The organism is Dickeya sp. CFBP 2040 (assembly GCF_012273755.1).
GTDB lineage: Bacteria > Pseudomonadota > Gammaproteobacteria > Enterobacterales > Enterobacteriaceae > Dickeya > Dickeya poaceiphila.
Map to the genome: position 1 here is coordinate 1 of NZ_JAAVXH010000050.1, position 5,662 is coordinate 5,662.

Genomic DNA, 5,662 nt, shown 5'->3' on the forward strand with positions numbered 1-5,662 from the left:
ATCACAATGAAATATCAAGGATGAAATATGTCAGAAGAAAATCAGAGTGGTCTTAGTTAAAAATGATACCAGTGTAAAAATTGGCGGATTATTAAAATAATTTTTTTATTATCACCGTGATGGATTTAGATGCTGCCGGAACTATATATCCATAATCTGAAAGTACGCTATTGAAATAAAATAAAAAACACTTGACCTTCCTGTTACTGGAAGGTGCAGTCTGCCAGTCATGATCAATCAATTTTATGAATGATACCTGCATGGGGGAAGAACGTATGCGTCGTCGCGAGTTTATTAAATTGAGCGCTGTGCTGGGTGCATCCAGCCTGTTGCCCTGGTGGAGCCGTTCTGCCTGGGCCGACGAACGTCCGACTTTGCCGGTACCGCCATTGCTGGCACCGGATGCGAGCGGCAATATTGCCCTGAAATTACAGACCGGGAGTATGCGCTGGTTAGCGGGAATAGAAACCGTCACCTGGGGCATCAACGGCGGATTTCTGGGGCCGGCATTGCAACTTGAGCAAGGGCAGGAGGTAACGCTCAACGTCACTAATACCTTGCCGGAAACGACGACGTTGCACTGGCATGGGTTGGAGATTCCTGGTAACGCAGACGGCGGTCCGCAAGCGGAGATCGCACCAGGAAAAACATGGAGTACGGCGTTTCGGGTAGAACAGTCGGCTGCGACGGCATGGTTTCACCCACATACCCACGGAGTGACTGGCCGTCAGGTAGCTATGGGGCTGGGCGGGTTGATCCTGATTCAGGATGCGGCCAGTCGGGCGTTGCCGTTGCCTTTTCAATGGGGTGTGGATGATATTCCGTTGATTCTGCAGGACAAACGGCTGGATGCCAAAGGGCAGATTGATTATCAACTGGATGTGATGTCGGCAGCGGTCGGCTGGTTTGGCGACCTGATGCTGACTAACGGTGTTCGCTATCCGCAGCATAACGCACCGCGTGGGTGGCTGCGCCTGCGAGTTCTGAACGGGTGCAACGCGCGGTCGTTGACTCTGGCTGCCAGCGATGGTCGTCCGCTCTATGTGACTGGTAGCGACGGCGGTTTGTTGGCCGAACCGGTGCGTGTCAGCGCATTGACGGTGCTGATGGGGGAACGCTTTGAAGTGGTGGTGGATGCGCGCGACGGTAAGGCCTTCGATATGGTAACGCTGCCGGTCATGCAAATGGGAATGAGCTTGCCACCCTTTGATCAGCCTTTGCCGGTGTTGCGCATTCAGCCCACCAGTCAACCCGGTACTGGATCACTACCGGAAATATTGGCAACCTTGCCGGCACTGCCATCCACCTCGGCATTGAAAACACGCCAGTTACAACTGACGATGGACCCGCAGCTCGATAGGCTGGGAATGCAGGCATTAATGCAGCGTTATGGTATGCAGGCGATGGCTGGCATGGACATGACTGGACATGGTGCAATGCATGAAATGCCGCAATCGCATGGCAGAGGAATGCCGGTGTCGTCGTCTGGCGGGGGCATGAGCCATGACCGGATGAACCACGGTAACATGAATCATGGCAATATGGACCATGGGGACATGGGGCATAAGACGGGAGCGACGCCACTGGATATTCTGTCTGCCAATCGTATTAATGGCGCGGCGTTTCAGATGGGTCAACCGATGTTTGACGTTAAACGCGGCGACCTCGAAGTGTGGAGTATTTCCGGTCAAGGCGACATGATGCTGCATCCTTTTCATATTCACGGCACTCGCTTTCGCATTCTGTCCGAAAATGGCAAACCACCCGCAGAACATCGGCGTGGGTGGAAAGATATTGTGCATGTGGAAGGCGCACGCAGCGAGGTATTGGTGCAGTTCAATCACCTGGCGCCGAAAGAACGGGCGTTCATGGCGCACTGCCATCTGTTGGAACATGAAGACACCGGCATGATGCTGTCGTTTACCGTGTCCTGAATAATAGCGAGTAAAAACGGTGTCCGTAGGTTAACGGCCATTAGACGTTGACGTCGGACACCGCCCTGGCTTGTTCATCCAGCCGTTGATCGAAGAGTTCTCGCGCCTGTGTTACCTGAGGCAGGTATTCTACCGTCCAGCGGTAAAGTGCCTGAAACGGTTCTTTTAAGGTGTGTCCGAGTGGCGTGATGTGATATTCCACCGCAATCGGCGAAAAAGTAAGTACCCGGCGTTCTACAATACCGTTGCGCTCCAGTTTACGCAGGCACTGCGTCAGCGCCTTTTGTGTGATGCCTTCCAGACTGCGTTTGAGCTCGTTGAAGCGCAGCGGTTTTTCGCATAACGCACCCAGCACCAACACTGACCATTTATCAGCGATTTGCTCCAACAGAAAACGGCTGGGGCACCGGGCATGAGAATAAGGGGATGCGCAGGATTTCAGCATAGTGGTTTCCTTTAGGCTACCTGGTAGTATTAATGTGCCTGATTGACACCAAGTTTACAATGTATACCATCACGGATTCATGCCCAAGGAGATGATTACATGGCCAATATTGATGTTTTATTCCGTCCTTTTACGCTAAAAACACTGGAATTAAAAAACCGTATTGTGATGGCGCCAATGACTCGTACTTTCGCCCCTGACGGTATTCCGGGCAATGATATTGCTGCGTACTATCGCCGTCGGGCGGAAGGAGAGGTAGGGTTGATTTTGTCGGAAGGCACTGTAGTGGACCGCCCTGGTTCGCGCAATCATCCTGGCATTCCATTCTTTCATGGCGAACGTGCGTTAGCAGGTTGGCAAAACGTGATTAACGACGTTCACGCTGCTGGCGGCAAGATGGGGCCGCAGATATGGCATGTCGGCTCAGCGCCACTTAAAGGCGTGGATTGGGAGCCTGATTATATTGAAAGCCCGTCTGGCCTGTTCTCACCGGAGGCTGAACGTGGTCACGCCATGACTGATGAAGACATTGCCGATACGATTTCCGCCTTTGCCCGCGCTGCCGCTGATGCGAAACGTCTGGGGTTTGATACGCTGGAGCTGCATGGTGCGCATGGATACCTGATCGACCAGTTCTTTTGGGGGGAGACGAATCTGCGCACCGATGCGTTCGGGGGGGCAACACTCAAACAGCGCGCACGCTTTGCCGCCGAGGTGGTGAAGAGCGTCCGTGACGCAGTAGGCCCGGATTTCCCACTGATTTTACGCGTCAGCCAGTGGAAGCAACAAGACTATAGCGCTCGTTTGGCACCCACGCCGCTGGCGCTGGAAGATTGGCTGGCACCGTTGGTATCCGCCGGTGTGGATATATTGCACTGTTCTCAGCGTCGTTTCTGGGAGCCGGAATTCCCGGATGTGGATGGCGAAGATGGCTTGAACTTTGCTGGCTGGGCCAAGAAGGTGACCGGCGCTGCCACGATTAGCGTAGGGTCTGTCGGGCTGTCGGATGAGTTCTTCGGCGCTTTTGCCGGAAAAGGCTCTAGTCCGGAAGGTCTGGATAAGCTACTGGAACGTATGGAACGCGATGAGTTTGATTTGATAGCGGTAGGCCGCGTACTGCTGACTGACCCGTACTGGGCGGCGAAAGTCCGGCGCAAGGAGTTGGATACCCTCAAAGGATTTGAACCCGCGTCTCTCGGACAGTTGGTGTAAATCTTATTCAGGCCCCCGATATAGTGGGGCCTGATATCTATCCCCAGCGTTACTCGCATTTGTCACAGCATTTTTATTGCAGTATTAACCACAAAACGGCTTTCTTCGCTGATGGCGAAGTCTTCGGGAATATCTGAAGGCTGACGTACAATTTGCCAGGCATCGTGTTCGTCTTCGTTAAGACATATTTCTTCTTGCATCACATCGACCAGAAAATTCCACTGCCGTATCTTCTCGTTAATGGGGGCTACATAATCAAAAAAACCCAAATAATGGCGAATATAACGTAATCGTAGGCCAGTCTCTTCCTGTAACTCCCGCATCAGGGTGGCAAGCAGGTTATGGTCGCCAGGCTCTCGACCGCCGCCTGGGATCTCCCAGTGGCCGGGTAGAAATGGGTCATTGGCGCTGCGGCGCACCAGCAGTATGCCGCCCCGAAATACCACCGCAGCGGCCATCGTCTGACGGGTAATCCCTTCCTGTTGTGCCTGAAATTCGAACTGACACAACATTTTGGTGTAGGTGCTATCCTGGGGTGAAAACAAGAACATGTTGTCATACCTGCACTGGGTGAATGGATACGTCCAACCGAACATCATGGTGGTTTACAATTACAGTGAAATTTCACATATAGAATAAAGTTAATTGAAATCTTCACAAAAGTAATTATTGTTATTCGATGTTTCGACAGTAATTGACATAAGCGTGCTTAAAGATAAGATTAAATAATCGGTTAACGCGGTGCTCAATTCCATAATGAGGATTAGCGAACGTTAGGTATACGTATATTTCCGTCACGACACTGAGTTTTTACCGCTTTATTGCAGGACTGAAAATTCAGATTTTTGTCCATACACACTCTAATTTCGGATAATTCCGGACCGCTACAGATAGCGGCAATTCCCCCCTGAGGTATTGACGGGTTATTCTGGCGAAATGCGGTCAGAATCTGCTCTGCTGTCATTTGTAACGGTTTGGTCGGAGCATTGAAACTGGCCGGAATGTTCACACGAGTCACTGCCTTATCCGCTGCTTGCAGATAGCCAGTCGCGCCCAGCCCGCTGCAGGTGCCGTGTTTTTCCCACTCGTGAGTCAGTAAGGTATTAGTTGGAAACAGGGTATTGCCGTATTTGCGTTCCTGAGCAGTGAGCGCAGTAATTGGCGGACAGTCCTGCGGCCAGCCTCCATTGGCATACTGTGGCCACAAACCGTGAAGTACAAAGCCATATCCTTTGGTGCATTGCTCATTACCAGCGTGTGTCAGGCAAAATGTGGGTGACCAGGATAATGTCAGCAGGTAGGAATCAAATACTCCCGCCTGGCCTTTTGCCTGCACAGAGGGGCTTGTTATCATACTTGTTGCTAATGCCAGACCAGTTAGTAACGAACAGACTTTGTTCATACATTTCTCCTGTTGAGTTTATTAATATTTTCATAGATACAAGTTTGTCGTCTCCGGGTTGGACGACGAAAAATAGCAAGTCAAAATCCTACGGTAGTCTTATTGCTTTTAGAGAACAAATTGCTTTTAGAGCACAAATCCGGGTGAAATATAGCTGCAATATCTGATTGATGCCAGTGTGGCAATAATAGTCTATATAAATAAAAAATGTGGAATGTCAAATTTTTGCTGATAAATTCATTAAAAATTCATTATATCAACGTGTTAAATTGTATCGAAAAAGGCAGGCACGTTAACTGGATGGGCAGAACTTCATGATGTGATACTCCGATTTTATTCAGCCTGCTCAGTCAAGGCAGAGCGGATTTATTGAGCAATTTAACAAAACACTACGCACAGAAATACTTGAGATGTATCTGTTCAGAACGTTGTTTGAAGTACGCGAACGAACAGAGGACTGGCGTACGGAATATAACGAAGAACGCCCGTATAGCTCTCTGAGTGATATACCACCGATTATCTATGCGAGGCAAAAACTGGCCGAAAATACTCACTGACGGTGGTACTAAAAACCGGAGGGACTACACTCCTATTTATATTTTTTATGTTATCCCCCCATGGGCATGAAAAATTTTCATATTTCATAAATGGAATTTCTTATTTTTTAAC

General features: G+C 50.0%; 5 protein-coding genes and 1 pseudogene. 3 read left to right on the forward strand and 3 right to left on the reverse strand.

Going from position 1 to position 5,662, the window contains the following annotated elements; translation table 11 throughout:
* Nucleotides 1–275: 275 nt before the first annotated feature.
* The gene (cueO, locus tag Dpoa2040_RS06770) at nt 276–1,934 is read left to right on the forward strand and encodes a multicopper oxidase CueO (protein ID WP_168640787.1); all 1,659 of its coding nucleotides are present in this window, start codon (nt 276–278) and stop codon (nt 1,932–1,934) included.
* 40 nt (nt 1,935–1,974) lie between these two features.
* Here the strand turns inward: cueO and Dpoa2040_RS06775 are convergent, their stop codons facing one another.
* On the reverse strand, nt 1,975–2,379 hold the full coding sequence (locus Dpoa2040_RS06775) for a helix-turn-helix domain-containing protein (protein ID WP_210423856.1): 405 nt from the start codon (nt 2,377–2,379) through the stop codon (nt 1,975–1,977).
* Nucleotides 2,380–2,478: 99 nt separating this feature from the next.
* Here Dpoa2040_RS06775 and Dpoa2040_RS06780 point away from each other — a divergent pair, with 99 nt between their 5' ends.
* Nucleotides 2,479–3,591, forward strand: a complete 1,113-nt coding sequence (locus Dpoa2040_RS06780) for an NADH:flavin oxidoreductase (protein ID WP_168640785.1) — start codon at nt 2,479–2,481, stop codon at nt 3,589–3,591.
* Between the two features lie 62 nt (nt 3,592–3,653).
* Here Dpoa2040_RS06780 and Dpoa2040_RS06785 read toward each other — a convergent pair whose 3' ends face one another.
* On the reverse strand, nt 3,654–4,142 hold the full coding sequence (locus Dpoa2040_RS06785) for an NUDIX hydrolase (RefSeq protein WP_042870316.1): 489 nt from the start codon (nt 4,140–4,142) through the stop codon (nt 3,654–3,656).
* 212 nt (nt 4,143–4,354) lie between these two features.
* Nucleotides 4,355–4,993: a ribonuclease T2 gene (locus Dpoa2040_RS06790; RefSeq protein WP_168640786.1), complete on the reverse strand. Its 639-nt coding sequence runs from the start codon at nt 4,991–4,993 to the stop codon at nt 4,355–4,357.
* Nucleotides 4,994–5,276: 283 nt separating this feature from the next.
* On the opposite strand from Dpoa2040_RS06790, the pseudogene Dpoa2040_RS06795 reads away from it, so the two are divergent.
* Nucleotides 5,277–5,550: pseudogene (locus tag Dpoa2040_RS06795) on the forward strand (transposase); the annotation flags it as partial.
* Nucleotides 5,551–5,662 lie beyond the last annotated feature (112 nt).

Excerpts from the sequence above, each read along its gene's own strand:
- cueO (WP_168640787.1), top strand. The coding sequence starts at position 276 with ATGCGTCGTCGCGAGTTTATTAAATTGAGCGCTGTGCTGGGTGCATCC.
- Dpoa2040_RS06785 (WP_042870316.1), bottom strand. The coding sequence starts at position 4,142 with ATGTTCTTGTTTTCACCCCAGGATAGCACCTACACCAAAATGTTGTGT.
- Dpoa2040_RS06775 (WP_210423856.1), bottom strand. The coding sequence starts at position 2,379 with ATGCTGAAATCCTGCGCATCCCCTTATTCTCATGCCCGGTGCCCCAGC.
- Dpoa2040_RS06780 (WP_168640785.1), top strand. The coding sequence starts at position 2,479 with ATGGCCAATATTGATGTTTTATTCCGTCCTTTTACGCTAAAAACACTG.
- Dpoa2040_RS06790 (WP_168640786.1), bottom strand. The coding sequence starts at position 4,993 with ATGAACAAAGTCTGTTCGTTACTAACTGGTCTGGCATTAGCAACAAGT.